15 protein-coding genes and 1 other RNA gene are annotated in these 16,951 nt (G+C 61.9%); 1 reads left to right on the forward strand and 15 read right to left on the reverse strand.

Annotation, left to right across the window (positions count from 1 at the left end; genetic code table 11):
• From murF to rnpB, 7 genes are all read right to left on the reverse strand, one after another.
• A complete protein-coding gene (gene murF / locus O0882_RS27590) occupies positions 1-1,431 on the reverse strand; it encodes a UDP-N-acetylmuramoyl-tripeptide--D-alanyl-D-alanine ligase (protein WP_289953209.1) in 1,431 nt (476 codons plus the stop codon).
• On the reverse strand, positions 1,431-2,939 hold the full coding sequence (locus tag O0882_RS27595; protein ID WP_289953211.1) for a UDP-N-acetylmuramoyl-L-alanyl-D-glutamate--2,6-diaminopimelate ligase: 1,509 nt from the start codon (positions 2,937-2,939) through the stop codon (positions 1,431-1,433). Before O0882_RS27595 ends, murF begins: the two co-directional genes overlap by 1 nt.
• An 8-nt stretch (positions 2,940-2,947) precedes the next feature.
• Positions 2,948-4,726, reverse strand: a complete 1,779-nt coding sequence (locus O0882_RS27600) for a penicillin-binding protein 2 (protein WP_096233896.1) — start codon at positions 4,724-4,726, stop codon at positions 2,948-2,950.
• A complete protein-coding gene (ftsL, locus tag O0882_RS27605) occupies positions 4,726-4,995 on the reverse strand; it encodes a cell division protein FtsL (protein WP_034748894.1) in 270 nt (89 codons plus the stop codon). Before ftsL ends, O0882_RS27600 begins: the two co-directional genes overlap by 1 nt.
• Positions 4,992-5,963 carry a 16S rRNA (cytosine(1402)-N(4))-methyltransferase RsmH gene (gene rsmH / locus O0882_RS27610; RefSeq protein ID WP_289953213.1) on the reverse strand — a complete coding sequence of 324 codons (972 nt, stop codon included), beginning with the start codon at positions 5,961-5,963 and terminating at the stop codon, positions 4,992-4,994. The genes ftsL and rsmH overlap by 4 nt, the downstream gene beginning before the upstream one ends.
• Before the next feature lie 9 nt (positions 5,964-5,972).
• Complete coding sequence (mraZ, locus tag O0882_RS27615; protein ID WP_071079390.1) at positions 5,973-6,401, reverse strand: division/cell wall cluster transcriptional repressor MraZ; 429 nt, start codon at positions 6,399-6,401, stop codon at positions 5,973-5,975.
• Between the two features lie 660 nt (positions 6,402-7,061).
• An RNA gene (gene rnpB, locus O0882_RS27620) (RNase P RNA component class A) lies at positions 7,062-7,423 on the reverse strand.
• 235 nt (positions 7,424-7,658) lie between these two features.
• Between rnpB and O0882_RS27625 the strand changes: the two genes are divergently transcribed.
• Complete coding sequence (locus tag O0882_RS27625) at positions 7,659-9,362, forward strand: thiamine pyrophosphate-binding protein (protein WP_289953217.1); 1,704 nt, start codon at positions 7,659-7,661, stop codon at positions 9,360-9,362.
• Between the two features lie 73 nt (positions 9,363-9,435).
• On the opposite strand, the gene O0882_RS27630 is transcribed toward O0882_RS27625, so the two are convergent.
• The 8 genes from O0882_RS27630 to O0882_RS27665 all read right to left on the reverse strand — a co-directional run bounded on the left by O0882_RS27630 (position 9,436) and on the right by O0882_RS27665 (position 16,926).
• A complete protein-coding gene (locus tag O0882_RS27630) occupies positions 9,436-9,978 on the reverse strand; it encodes a hypothetical protein (protein WP_289953219.1) in 543 nt (180 codons plus the stop codon).
• A gap of 150 nt (positions 9,979-10,128) precedes the next feature.
• Positions 10,129-11,214: a porin gene (locus tag O0882_RS27635; protein WP_289953221.1), complete on the reverse strand. Its 1,086-nt coding sequence runs from the start codon at positions 11,212-11,214 to the stop codon at positions 10,129-10,131.
• A gap of 974 nt (positions 11,215-12,188) precedes the next feature.
• On the reverse strand, positions 12,189-12,626 hold the full coding sequence (locus O0882_RS27640; RefSeq protein WP_289953223.1) for a nuclear transport factor 2 family protein: 438 nt from the start codon (positions 12,624-12,626) through the stop codon (positions 12,189-12,191).
• A complete protein-coding gene (locus O0882_RS27645; RefSeq protein WP_289953225.1) occupies positions 12,623-13,390 on the reverse strand; it encodes an SDR family NAD(P)-dependent oxidoreductase in 768 nt (255 codons plus the stop codon). The genes O0882_RS27640 and O0882_RS27645 overlap by 4 nt, the downstream gene beginning before the upstream one ends.
• On the reverse strand, positions 13,387-13,947 hold the full coding sequence (locus O0882_RS27650; RefSeq protein WP_289953226.1) for a DUF3833 domain-containing protein: 561 nt from the start codon (positions 13,945-13,947) through the stop codon (positions 13,387-13,389). The genes O0882_RS27645 and O0882_RS27650 overlap by 4 nt, the downstream gene beginning before the upstream one ends.
• A complete protein-coding gene (locus O0882_RS27655; RefSeq protein ID WP_289953228.1) occupies positions 13,935-15,215 on the reverse strand; it encodes an MFS transporter in 1,281 nt (426 codons plus the stop codon). The genes O0882_RS27650 and O0882_RS27655 overlap by 13 nt, the downstream gene beginning before the upstream one ends.
• The gene (locus tag O0882_RS27660; RefSeq protein WP_289953230.1) at positions 15,212-15,760 is read right to left on the reverse strand and encodes a chalcone isomerase family protein; all 549 of its coding nucleotides are present in this window, start codon (positions 15,758-15,760) and stop codon (positions 15,212-15,214) included. The genes O0882_RS27655 and O0882_RS27660 overlap by 4 nt, the downstream gene beginning before the upstream one ends.
• Positions 15,761-15,762: 2 nt before the next feature.
• A complete protein-coding gene (locus O0882_RS27665; RefSeq protein ID WP_289953252.1) occupies positions 15,763-16,926 on the reverse strand; it encodes a cyclopropane-fatty-acyl-phospholipid synthase family protein in 1,164 nt (387 codons plus the stop codon).
• Positions 16,927-16,951 lie beyond the last annotated feature (25 nt).

Genomic DNA, 16,951 nt, shown 5'->3' on the forward strand with positions numbered 1-16,951 from the left:
TTAGTGAGCTTCCTTGTTATTGTTGTTTGAACCAATCAAATGCTGCACGGCCCGTTCCATTTTCATGAAGCGGGAGCCCTTGATTAATACTGTTGCATCCGAACGGCCGGACAAATGCGCATCGAGCGCCGCCAGCAAGCCGTCGAACTGTTCGAAATACTCCACGACCGTGCCCGATTCCTGGCTGGCGGCAGCCTGCGCCGCATTCACCAGATGGCGCGCCAGGCCGCCCGTCGCCAGCACGTGTTCGATGCCTTTGATGGCGGCGTAGGCGCCGATCTCTTCGTGGAACTGCTGCCCCTGCGTGCCGACTTCGCCCATCTCGCCCAGCACCAGGATGCGTGGTGCCGCGGCCTGCGCCAGCACATCGATGGCCGCGCGCGCCGAATCCGGATTGGCGTTATACGTGTCGTCGATGATGGTGGCGCCGTTGGCGGCACGTTTTTTCTGCAGACGACCGTTCACGGGCGCAAACGCCTCCAGGCCCTGCTTGATATGTTCGATGGCGATGCCCGAGCCAACGGCGCATGCCACGGCCGCCAGCGCATTGCGCACATTATGGTCGCCCGCAGCCTGCAAGCCGACGAAGAACTGGCGCAAGCTGCCATCCTGCGCGCGCACGCTGACGAACATGTCGCTGCCAAAATCCTCGGCCGCGCGGTGCGTGCAGCTCACGTCAGCGTCCTTCGACAGCCCGAAGGTGATGACGGCGCGCGCGCCGGCCAGCTCGCGCCACACGGGCGTGAATTCATCGCCGTGCGGGAAGACGGCCACGCCGTCGTCGGCCAATGCCGCCAGCGCCGCGCCGTTCTCGCGCGCCACCGCCTCCACTGTATGCATGAATTCCTGGTGCTCGCGCTGCGCGTTGTTGACCATTGCGAGGGTCGGCGCGGCGATTGCCGCCAGGCGGGCGATTTCGCCCGGATGGTTCATGCCCATCTCGATCACGGCCGCCTGGTGCTGCTCGCTCAGGCGGAACAGGGTCAATGGCACGCCGATTTCATTATTCAGGTTGCCACGCGTGGCCAGGCGCGCTTCTTCGCCAAAGGCCGCCGCCAGGATGGACGAAATCATCTCCTTGACGGTGGTCTTGCCATTGCTGCCGGTGACGCCGATGACGGGCAAATTGAAACGGCGGCGCCAGTGATGGGCAATGCGGCCCAGCGCCACCAGGGTATCGGCGACCACGATGGCCGGGACCTTGCCGCTGTCCCAGCCTGCGGGCAGGCGCTCGACCACCACGGCGGCGACGCCGCGCGCGGCCACCTGGTCGAGGAAGTCGTGTGCGTCGAAACTCTCGCCGCGCAAGGCGACGAACAGCGAGCCGGCTTGGGCGCTGCGGCTGTCGGTGGACACGCCGTCAAACGCCGCGTCGCCCGTCAGCTGCGCGCCGTCCAACGCCTGCAACAGTTCTATCAGGGTGCCGCGCATCAGTTCGTCCTCATCATGGTCAGGCGCGCGGACAGGGCCAGCTGCGCATGGTCGGCGTCGGAGAACGGCAGTTTCTTGCCCTTGATTTCCTGGTACGGCTCATGGCCCTTGCCCGCCAACAGGATCACGTCCGGCTTGGCCGCGTGCTTGATGGCCGACAGGATGGCCGCGGCGCGGTCTTCGATGGCCTGCGGCTGCGGGCCGTCTGCGCGCATGCCGGCGACGATCTGCGCGATGATGGCGTGCGGGTCTTCGCTGCGCGGATTGTCGCTGGTGACCAGCACGTGATCGGCCAGCTGCGCGATGGCGCCCATCTGCGGACGCTTGCCCGGATCACGGTCGCCGCCGCAGCCGAACACGCACCACAGCTGGCCGCCACGTTCCTGCGCCACCTGGCGCAAGGCGGCCAGGGTTTTTGCCAAAGCGTCCGGCGTATGCGCGTAATCGATGACGACCATCGGCGCTTCCTGGCCACCCACCTGTTGCATGCGGCCGGGAGCCGGCTGCAGCGATTCGATGCCATCGATGGCGGCGCGCAGGCCGGTGCCATGCGCCAGCAAGGCGCCCAGCACGGCCAGCGCGTTGCTGATATTGAAGTGCCCCACCAGCTGCGTCTTGACCAGCGCCACGCCCAGCGCGCATTCCAGGTGGAAGTCGGTGCCGGCATTGCGGCTGCGGAACTGGCTGGCGCGCAGCATCAGCACACCCGGCAAGTCAGGCTGGCTGGCCGCATCCTGCAAGGTATAGCCGATGACGGGATATTCGCCCGTCAGCTTGCCATCCACGTGGCGCGCCACGCGCAGCCCCATGGGGTCATCGAGGTTGATGACGGCCGTTTTCAGGCCGGGCCAGTCGAACAGTTTGACTTTGGCCGCCTCGTAGGTGGCCATGTCGCCATGGTAGTCGAGGTGGTCGCGCGTCAGATTGGTGAACATGGCGACATCGAAATGCATGCCGGCCGCGCGCTCCTGGTCCAGGCCGATCGACGACACTTCGATGGCAACAGCCTTGGCGCCAGCGTCGCGCATGGCGGCGAGTTTACGCGCCAGCAGCACGGCGTCGGGCGTGGTGTAGCCGGTGACGTCGAATTCGATGGCGCCGCGCGGCTTGCACAGGCCCACGCCCAAGGTACCGATGACGGACGATGTTTCACCCAGGCGCGCCAGTGCCTGTGCCAGCCACAGGGCGCACGAGGTTTTGCCATTCGTGCCCGTCACGCCGGCGCTGAACATGGCACTGTCGGGCATGTCGTAGAAAGCATGCGCCACGGGGCCGGCCAGGCGTTTCAGATCGCTGACCAGCAGATGCGGCACGCTCCATGCGGCGTTCCATTCGACGGCGTCATGCACGATGGCGGCGGCGCCCTGCCCTATGGCGGCGGCGATGAAATCGGTGGCGCCCGCATAGGCGAAAAATACGTCGCCGCGCTGCACGCGTCGCGAATCGGACGTCAGCTGCCCGGACGGGGCAGCCGCTTTGATCCACAAACTGATGTCTTGTATGGTCATGAGTGACTTCACATGGCCTCCGGACCGGCATTGGCCGGGACCACGATTTCGGTAACGGAGGAATCGGGCGGTACGTTCATCGCGCGCAGCGCGTTGGTTGCAATCGCCGCGAAAGCGGGAGCGGCAACCTGGCCACCATAGTGGGCAGGGCCGGTCGGTTCATCGATCATCACGGCAATGATGAAGCGCGGCGCCGACATCGGCACCATGCCCACGAAAGAGCCGATATATTTGCGCGGCATCGCATAGCGGCCGTTTTCAACTTTATAGGCAGTGCCCGTCTTGCCGCCCACGCGGTAGCCGGCGACCTGGGCGCGCTTGGCCGAGCCGTGCGCGCCGGAGACCACCAGTTCCAGCATGGCGCGCATGTCGGCGGCCGTCTTCGGCTTGATCACCTGCTGGCCCACGGGCAGCTCATTGACCTTCTGGAATGACAGGGGGATCGTATCGCCATCGCGGGCGAACATCATGTAGGAGCGCGCCAGCTGGATCAGCGAGACGGAAATGCCGTTACCGTAGCTCATGGTGGCCTGCTCCACCGGGCGCCACGATTTATACGGACGCACGCGGCCGGCCACGGCGCCGGGGAAGCCCCATTTCGGCTGCTGGCCGAAGCCCACCTTGGTAAACATTTCCCACATTTCCTGCGACGGCATGCCCAGCGCGATTTTCGAGGTGCCGATGTTCGACGACATCTCGATGATTTCGGAGACACTGATCACGCCGTGCGGTTTGGTGTCGGTAATGGTGCGGTCGGCGATGGTGTAACGGCCCGGACCCGTGTCGATCAGGGTGCCCGGCTTGACTCTGCCCGTATCGAGCGCCAGCGAGACGGTGATCGGTTTCAGGGTCGAACCGGGTTCAAAGGTGTCGGTCATGACGCGGTTGCGCAGCTGCTGGCCCGTGAGCTTGCGGCGGTCGTTCGGGTCGTAGCTGGGGTAGTTGGCCAGGGCCAGCACTTCGCCCGTGTGCACGTCGAGCACCACGGCGCCGCCGGCCTTGGCATTGAATTTTTCCACCGCTTCCTTCAGTTGCGTGAAGGCGATGTACTGGATCTTGCTGTCGACGGACAGGGTCAGGTCCTTGCCGTCATGCGGTTCGTGGATGAAGCCGATGTCTTCGACGATGTGGCCCAGGCGGTCCTTGATCACGCGGCGGCTGCCGGTGGTGCCGACCAGGGTTTTCTGCTGCGCCAGTTCCATGCTTTCCTGGCCCACGTCTTCCACGTTGGTAAAGCCCACCACGTGGGTCATCACTTCGCCCTGTGGATAAAAGCGCTTGTATTCCTTGCGCTCGTCGATGCCGTCGATGCCCAGCTTGGAGATCTTGTCGGCCACGTCCATCTCGACCTGGCGTTTCAGGTAAACGAAGCTGCGGTCCGAATCGAGCTTCTTGCGCAATTCGTTGACGTTCATTTCCAGCAGACCGGCCAGCGCATTGATTTTCTCGGGCGACGCCTGCAGCACATCGTCGGGAATGGCCCAGATGGCTTTCACGGGGACGGACGACGCCAACACCTGGCCATTGCGGTCGGTGATCTTGCCGCGCGTGGCCGGCAGTTCCAGCGTGCGCTCGTAGCGCGCCTTGCCCTGCTTTTGCAAAAACTGCGTCGACACGCCCTGCAGCCACAGGGCGCGCGCGCCCAGGCCGGCGAAAGCGAAGAACAGCAGGAACAGCACGACGCGCGAACGCCAGACGGGCAGACGCACTGCCAGTACGGGGTTCTTCGAGAATGGCACGCCTTTCGATGCCGCCACCCGGCCGTTGCTGTTACCGCCCAACTTCATTATTCGCCCTCCGTCAGGTATTGCGTACGCGCCGCCGTCAGCGGCGTCATGCTCAGGTCGCGCCGTGCGATCGATTCGATGCGTTCATGCTTGCCCAAAGTGGACTGGTCCAGCTGCAGTTGTGCCCAGTCGATGTCGAGCTGGCGCGACAGCGCTTGCGCGCGCTCCAGGTCGATCAACAGGTGGCGCGACTGGTACTGCGCGTTCACCAGCGACAGGCCGCAGCACACCAGCAGGGCCGACAGCACGACACACAGCTTGCCAGTCATCGGGCGCCGCCACTGACTGGAATGGGCAAACGCTGCGCCACGCGCATCACGGCCGAACGCGAACGGGGATTACCCTCGATCTCGGCATCGGACGGCTTCATCTTCAATATCAGCTTCATTTCCGGCTGCGGCAAGTCGACCGCGCGGATCGGCAGGCGGCGGTCAGGCTGCTCCACGTTCGCCTTCGAGGCGAAGAAGCGCTTGACCATGCGGTCTTCCAGCGAATGAAAACTGATCACGGCCATGCGCGCGCCGGGCGCCAGGCAGGCATACGCCTGATTCAGACCGATCTCGAGATCCTCGAGCTCTTTGTTAATGAAAATGCGGATTGCCTGAAAGGTGCGGGTAGCGGGGTCCTTACCCTTCTCGCGGGTCTTGACGGCGCCTGCCACGATGCTGGCAAGCTGTCGTGTGCTTGAAATTGGCTGGACTGCCCGGCCAGCAACAATCGCCTTTGCAATCTGAAAAGCAAACCGTTCTTCCCCATAATCGCGTATCACTTTCTCTAAATTCTGCTCGGTTTCCACCGCCAGCCATTCGGCCGCGGAGATGCCGCGCGTCGTATCCATGCGCATGTCCAGCGGTCCGTCGTTGCGGAAGCTGAAACCGCGCGCCGCATCGTCGACCTGCGGCGACGAGATGCCCAGGTCGAGCAAGATGCCGTCCACCTGCTGCACGCCACGCGCGGCCAGGCTGGCCGTCATGGTGGCAAAGCTGTCATGGACAATTTCAAAGCGGGGGTCGCCGATCTGTTCGGCCGTGGCGATGGCTTGCAGATCCTTGTCGAAGCCGATCAGGCGCGCGTCAAGCGCCAGGCGCGACAAAATCAATCGGCTATGGCCGCCGCGGCCAAACGTGCCATCGACGTAAATACCGTGCGCACGGTCGCCCGACAGGTCGAGCGCATCGACCGCTTCATCGAGCAGCACCGTGCGATGCTGAAATTCCGGCACCGTGAGTTGTGTCATTACGGAGCCTTAGAAAGAAAAATTGGAAAGTACATCGGGGGTGCCGGCATCGATCGCCTGCTGTTCTTTGTCGGCCAACTTGGCGGCATCCCATATTTCAAAGTGGCTGCCCATGCCGATCATCATGACTTCGCGCGACAGCCCCACGGCGTTGCGCAATTCAGGCGAGATCAGCACTCGGCCGGCCGAGTCCAGCTCGACGTCGACGGCGTTGCCGAGGAAGATGCGCTGCCAGGCGCGCGCCGACATGGGCCAGGCGGCGATTTGCTGGCGGTGGCTTTCCCACACGGGACGGGGGAAAAACAGCAGGCAGCCATCGGGGTGCTTGGTCAGGGTCAGACGGCCTTCGCATTGAATCGCCAGCGCGTCACGGTGCTTGGCAGGGATAGACATCCTGCCTTTGGCATCGAGATTGATTGCGGACGCGCCTTGAAACACGGAAGACCTTTTTTGAGCTTGGGTTGCGACGCTTGCGCATCATGATGAAAAGGGGAAATTTCCCACAAAAACACACTTTTTCACACAGTTGCCCACTTTAGAGTAAGCAAAGATAGTGGTCAAGCGGTTTCCGATTGGCAAAACAGGAATTTTATTAATGAAATTAAGGACTTAGCGCATATCGTTGAAGCAGTCTCAAATAAAAATATATCGATAAATTAGATACTTATGAAAGATAGTGAATGTGCTACCTCATCTGCACACATGTGTTTTCCTACCGTAAACATCGAAAAAGACGAAATGCAAAAATTGAATTTTTTACAGTTAGTTGACACATGACAATACTTTCGCCCTCCAGGCACAACAACAAGCAGCCACAGCATAAGACTTGGTTTAAGGCAAAAAAATTTCGCTCTTGGCGCGTATCGGCCCTGTTTTCCGGGGTTGGCCTGATACGGATCAACTATTTTTGCAATGCAGCAATTAATTAAGACGAAGAAACTTTAACCAATTGTTCACTTTAATTGTATATACAACTTTATCCTGAATGCTATTCTTTTGAAAACAAAAAAAGCCCCTTTGCGGGGGCTTTTTGGAGGCGCGCAGCAAGCAAACCGCTGCGGCCGATACACTCCCCGGCAGACCAGGGAGCTGGAATTCAAGTGAAGCAGGCCGGTAGGCCGGATTTTGTTACGGCGCCTTCCCTTGCAGGTTGGCGCTATGACAGTCATTCCTCTAGGCGCCAGATTACTCGGACGCTCAAGCTTTCTACCCGCACGCTCCGCGAGCAGCATCATCGCGTGCCTATTTGAAATTGCACCAGGTGGAGGTTACCGCGTTTCACCGTAACTTAATACGCTCGTCTCTGTGGCCCTATTCCTCGCCTTATACTCCCCCGGCATACAAGTACGCCAGGTCGGCTTTCAGCGGACGGCCGTTAACCGTCACCCCGCTCTATGGAGTCCGGACCTTCCTCCCGCCAGCGCATTGCTGCGCCGGCCAGCGACTGTCTGGCCTGCTTCACCCGCCATTGTACCGCGCCGCAGCATGTTTCTGCAAAAAGGCCTGTGCAGGAACGACACCGCTCGCCGGGCCCCTCGTCGGGCCCCGGCCCGGGGGATTGTGTAATTCGGTGTCGCCATTTCAAAAGCCGGGCCAAATCGGCTCACATAGAATGGGCAAGCTGCTTGCATGCGAGCGCATGCGCACCGCTTGCCCCACTTCTTTGCCACCCCACTAGACTATAAAGAGCCGAACATGACGCAACAATCCCGTACCGGCGGCCAGATCCTGGTCGATGCCCTGCAGATCCATGGTGTCGACACCGCTTTTGGCGTGCCTGGCGAAAGCTACCTGGACGTGCTCGACGCCCTGCACGATTCGGGCATCCGCTTCATCATCAACCGCCAGGAAGGCGGCGCAGCCTTCATGGCCGAAGCCTACGGCAAGCTGACGGGCAAGCCGGGCATCTGCTTCGTCACGCGCGGACCGGGCGCCACCAACGCTTCGATCGGCGTCCACACGGCGTACCAGGATTCCACGCCGATGATCCTGTTCGTCGGCCAGGTGGGCAATGATTTCGTCGACCGCGAAGCGTTCCAGGAAATCGACTACCGCCGCATGTACGGCCAGATGGCCAAGTGGGTGGCGCAGATCGACCGCGCCGAGCGCATCCCCGAATACCTGGCGCGCGCCTTCCAGGTCGCCACCAGCGGGCGCCCCGGCCCTGTCGTGCTGGCCCTGCCGGAAGACATGCTCATTTCCATGGCGACTGTCGCCGACACGCGCGCCTACCAGAGCGTGCAGGCATCGCCATCAGCACAGCAACTGCTGCAATTGCGCGCCATGCTGGCCGATGCGCAGCGTCCGCTGGTCTTGCTGGGCGGCACTACCTGGACGCCGCAGGCGTGCGCCGACCTGCAACAGTTCGCGGAAAGCAACCACTTGCCCGTCGCCTGCGCCTTCCGCTTCCAGGACTTGCTCGACAATGCCCACCCGAACTACATCGGCGACGTCGGCATCGGCATCAACCCGAAACTGGCCGCGCGCGTGAAAAATGCCGACCTGGTCATCGCCATCGGCCCGCGCCTCGGTGAAATGACGACGGGTGGCTACACCCTGTTCGACTCGCCCGTGCCGCGCCAGCGTCTGGTGCACATCCACACGGACGCCGAAGAGCTGGGCAGCGTTTACCAGGCCGAACTGATGATCAACAGCGGCATGCCGCAGGTCTGCGCCATGCTGGCCGCCATGGCCCCCGTCGACGCTTCCGCATGGAAACATACGCCGGCCGAAGCGAAGGCCGAGCTGGCCGCCTACCAGGAGCGCCCGCCCATCTTCCAGGATGGCCAGGCAGCACTGGACCTGTGGCAAGTGACGCAGGTGATCATGGCGCAGGTGCCCGCAGACACCATCCTGACGAACGGCGCCGGCAATTACGCCTCGTGGGCGCACCGCTTCTACCGCTACGGCGGCATGCGCACGCAGCTGGCGCCGACGAATGGCGCCATGGGCTATGGCGTGCCGTCGGGTGTGGCGGCGAAGATCGTGCACCCAGAGCGCACCGTGATCACCTTTGCCGGCGATGGCGAATACATGATGAATGGCCAGGAACTGGCCACCGCCGTGCAATACCAGGCGGGCGTGGTCATCATCGTCTTCAATAACCAGATGTTCGGCACCATCCGCATGCACCAGGAACGCGATTACCCGGGCCGCGTCTCGGGCACGACCCTGCACAATCCGGATTTTGCGGCGCTGGCGCAGGCGTATGGCGCGCATGGCGAAGTGGTGAATACGACTGAAGAGTTCGCTCCCGCCCTGCAACGGGCACTGGCGCACGCCAGGGCGCACAACTTGCCAGCCTTGATCGAGCTGCGCTATGACGGCAACCTGATCACGCCGAACGCGACGCTCGCCACCATCCGCGCCACGGCGGAAAAGGCGCAGGCAGCCAAATAAGCCCGTTTCAGCGCGACAAATAACAAAGGCCCGGTCGATACCGGGCCTTTTTCTTTTTGACAGCGACGATCGCTCAGGCAGCGGGTACTGGTGCGCTTTCCTCGGCAGGCACTGCCTCGGCGGGCGCTTCCGGCACCGGCGGGCAGGGCGTGCAGTTTTTCAAGGGACGGCCGAAATCGCGCACGCGACTCAGTTTCATGGGCATGCGCACATTCCCGCCGCAGTAATCGCCTTCCAGGGTCAGGGTTTGCCCATCCCTGGAAAACTTGCCGACGATGGTGCGCTCTTCGCTGTCGGCGCCAGCGATGGTGAAGTCGAAGGCGCCCGTGGCGGCGTCCAGGTTGACATCGTTGGCGACGATGGGCCAGCTCAGGGCGCCAGCCGTGAATTCATAGATGACGGAGTCGGCCTCGGCAAAGCGGTGCAGGGTCACGCGCTGGCCGCCGATTTCGCCGCTATCCTTTTGCAGGCACAGGTCCGAGTAGACGGCCACGCCGTAGCGCTCCAGTCCGGCCGGCTTCTTGCCCTTGACGGCCGCGACAGCGGTGCCCGTGGCGCCAGCAAGCAGCAGCGCGGCCAGCAAAGCGGCCAAGCGTGGCGAGGTGTATGAATACATGGCATTCCTTTACTTGAGTAACGGCGCCATTATAACTGGCGCCGCCCATGCAAAAACGCGCCGCCAGACCGAAGCCAGACAGCGCGTTTCTTTGCTTGCAGCATCCCCGAAGGGATGCCTTGGCGGTACTAAGCTTCGCTTGCGCGACTATTAGAACGAGTGACGAACACCAACGTTGAAGGCTTTGTCGCCCGTACCAACATTGCTGTTGTTACCAACGGTGTAGCCTGCGAAGTTTTTGTTCTTGATTTTAGCGTACGAAGCGTAGGTGCTGGTGCGCTTCGACAGAGCGTACGAGTAGCCCACTGCCCATTGATCAGCGTCAGCATTGAAGCGGGTCTTGTCGTTCGTGCGGATGAACGAAGCCATGACGGTGCCAGCTGGGCCAACAGGTACGGTTGCGCCGACCAGGATGTTGTTGCTATCGGTGCTAGGAGCTGCCGACAGTTGGGTCAGGCTATACGCATTACGGTCGGTGTTGTTACGCAGTGCGCTGGATTGACCTTTGTTTGCGCCGTATGCGACGTAAGCTTTAGCAACTGCGAAGTCGTAGTTAGCTGCAGCCAACCAGTTACGGCCGCTACCAGTCGACTGGGCTGCGACCACGTTCTCGTTGCTGGTGTTGTTGTAAGCCAGACGTGCGTTCAGAGGACCGTTCGAGTAGCCAACCGACGCGCCGATTTGACGGCCGATTTTGTTCGACTCAGCTTGTTCGCCGAAGGTGTACGCTACGTCGCCGTCAAAACCGTTGAAGTTTGGCGAGGTGTACAGCACGGTGTTGCTGGTGCGGGTGTTCGCTGGGAACAAGTTCTTGGCGGAACCAGCGTAGCCAGCTGCGAATGGATCAGCAACTTTCGACAGGGTGTTGTACCAAGGGGTGTATTGACGACCCAGGGTCAGGGTACCGGTCGTTTTGCTGCTCAGGCCTACGTAGGCTTGACGGCCGAACAGGGCTTCTGCTTTACCTGGAGCACCTTGCGCGCCGGAATCAACGTTGAAACCCGCTTCCAACAGGAACAGAGCCGACAGGCCGCTGCCCAGATCTTCGGTGCCTTTGAAGCCCAGACGGGAAGCCGAAGCAACGCCGCTGTCCAGTTTGTTAACGTTGCCGTTAACGCCGCCGCGCTCGCTGACGAAACCAGCGTCAACGGTACCGTAGATAACAACGCTCGATTGAGCTTGGGCTACGCCGGTGGCTGCTGCCAGGACTGCCAGGGTGATCAGAGTTTTTTTCATTGCGATTTCCTTTAATTTTTGAAGCAAAAAGTAATACAGCCTATGCATCTCGAGCTGCGCTCTAGCAGAGCGCTTTTTATGAGTGAGGGCAAGGTCTCCACCTGCCACATTGCTGTTCCGGTCAGAGGAACATTCATATCGGTATCGGCACGCTATTGCACCGATAAGCTTGAAGGCTGCATAACGACCGTCATTCGTGCGCCGGTTCGGTGCTCAAACGGCACCGGAAGCGGCACTATAACGACCGTTTCACATTCCATCAAGTTCCAACATGTTACTTCCGGTACCAGGCCGGGGGCTTTTTCAGGCATCCCGACCATCGCCAACCGTACTACGCGACAGAGCCAGTGCCCCTTGCCAACCAATGCATGGGCCTGATTGACCATTCCATCATAGCGCATGGTTTGCTGGCACCCGTTGTATTAGTGCAACAGTATCAGGCGAGTGATTAAAACGTCAACATGCTTTGCCCATCATTTGCCCTCCAAGACTTACGCGACAAAGCGCACAATTTGTCAGGCGATAATGGATAAACGGAATGAAGCATACACGGCATCGCCAATGTTTGCTGCCGGATGCCCAAAAACGAGAAATAATGCGCCCTATTTTGGTGCGATGCCGCATTATTCAGGGGCGTAGGCACCAATTCGCGCGTCGGCGTACGCGTCCAAAAAATAGCCAGAGTGACAATGAAATTACTGACTTTCCGGTAATTTAAATTGCTCACATATAAATGTTTTCCATGTTTAGCAGCGCATGCGCCAGCTACCCGCCGGGAACGGATGAGGACGACTCTTGCTTGCAAATTGCGCACCAATTGAAACAATTTCTTACAATGTTGCCTTCTCAATATTTTGACAAATTTGTGTCAAAAAAACGACACATTGATCGGAATCAAGTTTTTCTCAGCCCGATTTCACACAATTTACTTTTTCTTTTTTTGATTTTTTGCTTAGAAGCATCAAGAAACAAGCTTAACGCTGGCTTGCGCGTCGGAGCATGCGCATGAAACCGCCCAGCAGAGGCAATTTTTCATACAATTCTTCCGCCGCATCCCAATAATCGCGGTGCAAGACCACCCGTCCCTGCGCATCGAAGCGCACATGGGTGGCGCCACGAATACATTGTTCGCCAGATACCAGTCGTTTCATGCGGAAACGAAACTCCCACGTCAGGAAGGCTTGCGTCCCCTGCCCCAGGCTTTCCAGCACGACAAACCGCGGCGCATCGACTTGCACGAACATGTGCTCGAAGATGGCCAGGATGGCGGCATGCCCCTGCACCTCGTTGAACGGGTCCTTGAAATGGGCGTCCGGCGCGTATACCGCACCCAGCTGCGCCAGGTTGTCGATGCGCAGGTGCTCGTAAAACGCCACCAGGCGCGCCAGCGGGTCGTCCATGCTTGCGTTCATAAGCCAGTCACCTTGCGGATCAGCCAAAAATAGGCGCGGTACGGCAACAGCCGCGCCAGGCGCAGGGTATTCGTGAAGCGCTTGGGAAAGTGGATGTGGAACTGGCCCCGCTCGATGCCGTCGAGCATGGCGGCGGCAGCGTCGTGCGCCGTCATCAGGGCAGGCATGGTGAAATCATTGTCCGCCGTCAGCGGCGTGGCGACGAAGCCGGGATTGATTTGATACACATCAATGCCACACCCATGCAAATCCAGGTACAGCGACTCCGTCAGGTTGATCAGCGCCGCCTTGCTGGCGCCATACGCGAGCGCCTTGGGCAAGCCGCCATAACCGGCCACCGAGGCGACGATGCCGATGCCGCCGCTGCCCTGGCGCAACAGCCACGGCAAGGCCTGCTCCAGGCAATTGAAGACGCCGCCCACATTCAGGGCCAGCAAGCCCTGCGCCGCCTCAAGGTCAAAGCTATCGGCGCGCATGGCCTGATAGCCGCCTGCCACCACCAGTATCAGGTCGATATGCGTCCACTGCTGCTGCAATTGCGCGCAGACGGCCCGCAGCTGCGCGGGCTGGGTGATATCGAGCGGCAAGGCCTGCGCCAGCGGCCGCCCCTGGCACAGCAGTTCCAGGCTGGCGCGATGGCGGGCCGACAAGGCCACGCACGCGCCCTGCTTCAGCAGCAAGGTGGCGCACGCGGCGCCGATGCCGCTGGAAGCGCCAATGACCCACACGCGCTTGCCGGCCCAGCTGCTGATCTTGCGATTCATGGGACCGCCTGTGATGGACGCTTGCTGAACGATAAAGTGACGGCGCCCAGGCTGAAGCCGAACTTGCTCATGGCGGCGCGGTTCAGCATGACCTTGTCATCCATCAGGAACATCCAGTCCTCGAAATCGACGTGGTAGAGCGTGCCATCGACGGGCAGCGCCAGCACGTATTGCCAGCGCAGCGCATTGCCGGCCACTTCGCCGATGGCCTCGCCGACCACGTCGGGCGCCGTGCCGATGAAGCGCCCGGGCGCCGTCTTGCGCAATGTCCACACGCGGCGTTGTTTGCTGCCGTCCGAATACGTGAAATCCTCGTCCAGGGTGCCCGTCTCGCCCGCCCAGCTGGCCCGCATCACCACCGTGAAGCGCTTGAGCACCTTGCCCGAGCGGTCCTGGAAGATGCCGTGGGCATCGAGCGTGCCGTTGAAGTACTGCTGCAGATCCAGTACGGGCAATTCCTGCGCGTACGTGGCGGGGGTGGGCGGCGTCGAGCAGGCGCTCAGCGCCAGCAGCACAGCTGCCGCCAGGCCGCGTCGGCAGCATTTCATGAGGTGCATGGTCGAATCTCCAGGTGATCGCTATATATATGTTGTAAGGGCGCGCGCCACAGCAGCAGCGCGGCCAGCAGTTTCAAGGCGCAGGGCAGCAAGGCGTAAGCGACAGACAGGGCCGGCAAGCCTTTGTTGCTGCCCGGCACATAGCCGAGCCAGGCCAGCAGGGGCAAGGCGATGCCGGCCGCCAGCGCCAGGCTCATTTGCACGCCCCAGTTCCACCAGCCGAAATACGCCGCTTCGTGCCGCCCGGCATGGCCCGCCGCGCCGATCAGCCCTGCCAGCAGGGCCGGCGGCAAGGCCAGGTCGGCGCCCAGCGCCAGGCCCGACAGCAGGCAGATACTGGCAAAGCCCCAGGCGGCGCCCGCGTCCAGGCCATACGCCCAGACAAACACACTGGCGGCCAGCAGCATGGCGCCGCCCCAGGCACGCGCTTCGCCATAGCGGCGCGCCAGCGCCACCCACACGGGCATCGAGGCGGCCGCCGCGCAAAAATACACCATCAGGAACGGACCCGCGTAATGCCCCAAGAGCAAATAATCGCCGGCAAAGAACAGGAACAAGGTGGCGGGGATGGCGGCCGCCACGCCATTGACGAGCAGGACGGCGAATAGCCAGCGGAACGCACGCTGGCGCAATGGCAGGCGCCAGGCGCCAGCGCGCAGCGCCTGCGTGCCTTGGCGCAAAAGCGGACGCGGCGCGCGCGCCAGCAACAGAACGCCCGTCGCCAGCAAGCACACGGCAAAGGCCAGCGACAAGCCGTCATAGCCCAGCACAGAAGTCAATCCTGCCGCCAGGATCACGCCGAGCAAGCCGCAGCCTTCGCGCACGGCCGTCACGCGCGCCCGCTGCGCACGCGCCTGGCTCAAGGCCGCGCCCCAGCTCTGGTGCGCGATGCCGGCCAGGCCATAGGCGGTGTAGACGAACAGCAAGGCGGCCAGGAACCAGGCCAGGGTCGCCCCTTGCGACAGGGACGGCGGATGGAACAGGGCGCCAAAGCCCAGCAGCAACAACGGCAGCGCGGCGCCGACATAGGCGGCATAACTGCGCCGGCCGCGCGCCATCCAGGCACCGAGGGCAGGATCGATGAAGGCGGCGGCGATGCGGGCCGCCAGCAACACGGCGCCGATCTGCGCCAGGTCAAGGCTGCTGCGCTGCGCATAAAATGGCGCCACATATATATAGATGGGCAGCGCCAGCATGGCCAGCGGCAAGCCGAACAATCCATAACTGAACAAGGCCGGCAAGGTCAAAGCGCTGGCCCCGCTACTCATGGCAGTGGCACCGCACTCTGCAGCAGGGCCGCACGCAGCGTCGGCGCCGTCGACTCGGGCGACAGCCAGATGGCGAAGAAGGCGCGCGCAAAGTCGCCATCACTCACGTCGGCCAACACCTTGCCATCAAGATAAAAGCGCACGCCGGGCGCGATGCCGGCCCGGTAGGCGCCCGCGATGCGCTGGTCTTCCTTGACGTCAGGAAAAATGCGCTGCATGGTGGCCAGCCACGCCAGGCGCTGCTGCTCCGTGCCGACGCCCAGCTTTTGCATCTGCTCATGGCTGGCCTCGGCGATCTTTTTGCCGTCGAGCGCACGCGCGTAGCGCAATTCCAGCACGAAAGGCGCCGTGGCCGACGCCGCGCCCTGGTAACCGTTCGCGCCCACCCACAGTTGTACCCGATAAATACGCATGCCGAACCACGTGTAGTCGCCCTCCCCCGCCAGGCGGGCTTCAGGCACGTCGGCAGCGATAAAGGCAGGCGGCGCGGCCACGGCAGCGAACATGGTCAGGGACAGCACGACAGTGGCAAGCAGGCGGCGCATGGTCAGTCCTTGATGAGGGTAAATTGCATCACATCCGTGTTGTGCGCCTGGAAGGCGGCCTCGCAATACGCGAGGTAAAACTCCCAGGTCAGCAGGAAACGGCCATCGAAACCCTGCTTTTCCAGCGCCGTGCGCCGGGCCAGGAAGCTGGCGCGCCACTGGCGCAGGGTTTCCGCGTAATCGAGGCCAAAGCTGAAGGCGTCCACCACGCGCAAGCCCTGCGCCTCGGCGGCGCGGCGAAATTCCAGCGGCGATGGCAACATGCCGCCCGGGAAAATGTACTGTTGAATGAAATCCGTACTCTTGCTGTAGCGCTCGAACAAGGCGTCGGCGATGACGATGGTCTGGATGCAGGCGCGTCCGCCCCGCTTCAGGTTGCGCGCCACGCATTCGAAATAGCCGGGCCAGTAGCTTTGCCCCACCGCTTCGAACATCTCGATCGAGGCGATGGCGTCGTACTGGCCATGGCTGTCGCGGTAATCGCACAGCTGCAAATCAGCCTGCCCTGCCAGCCCCGCATCCTGCAGGCGCTGGCGCGCATAGGCCAGCTGTTCGCTCGACAAAGTCAGGCCCGTCACGTGCGCGCCATGGTCGCGCGCCGCCGTTTCCGCAAAGCCGCCCCAGCCGCAACCGATTTCCAGCACGCGCTGGCCCGGCTGCAGTTGCAACTGGTCCGCGATGCGCGCGTACTTCGCGCCCTGCGCCTGTTCCAGGCTGGCGCCTGCGGTAAACAGGGCGCTCGAATACGTCATCGACGGATCCAGCCACAGCTGATAAAAGGCGTTGCCGATGTCGTAATGGGCGTGGATATTCTTCTTGCTGCCGGCGCGCGAATTACGGTTGAGCAAGTGCCGCACCTTGTAGTTCAGGTTGCCCCACCAGTTGCCATAGATCAAGGACTCGACCTGCGCACGGTTGCGTATCATCAATTCGATCAAGCCCGGCAAATTGTCCGTGCGCCAGTCGCCGGCGATAAACGTTTCCGCAAAGCCGATATCGCCCGAGCGCAACACGGCCGCACACAGGCGCCAGTTGTGCAAGTCCAGGGTGACGGGCTGGCTGCCATCGCCATACAGCAAGATACTGCCGTCAGGCGTGCGCAGGCGCAGGGCGCCATATTGCAATTTTTCCAGCAGGCGCACGATCATGCGCGCGGCAGCGGGCATGTCCAGATGCGCGGGACATGCGCTG

Origin of the sequence: Janthinobacterium sp. SUN073 (assembly GCF_030397665.1) — a bacterium.
GTDB lineage: Bacteria > Pseudomonadota > Gammaproteobacteria > Burkholderiales > Burkholderiaceae_D > Janthinobacterium.